Source organism: Bacillus sp. GbtcB10 (assembly GCF_019091365.1).
Classification (GTDB): Bacteria; Bacillota; Bacilli; order Bacillales; family Bacillaceae; genus Bacillus; species Bacillus altitudinis.
On record NZ_JAGXJP010000263.1, the window covers coordinates 1 to 255 of the forward strand.

Sequence of the window (255 nt, forward strand, 5' to 3'; positions counted from 1 at the left end):
CAATAATTCCATAAGCATTTTTATTAGCTGCAGGAACTTCTGTATTTTCAATAATCAAATCAATACCACTAATATTTGCTCCAAGTGCCGACACAGCATCTACGGCAATTTTCTTATAATCATCGGGAATTTGATCTGTCATATCAATTGAGTCTCCACCTGTACTGACATTAGAATTTTCTCGCAGAAAAACAATTTCATCACTTGTTGGAATAGAATCTTTTCGATACCCTTGAGCTTTAAGCATTAGGACCT

Annotated in this window: 1 pseudogene; it reads right to left on the reverse strand. The window is 34.9% G+C overall.

Annotated elements, in window-relative coordinates:
- Window positions 1-255 (reverse strand): annotated as a pseudogene (locus tag KVT11_RS20240) (bifunctional glutamate--cysteine ligase/glutathione synthetase); the annotation flags it as partial.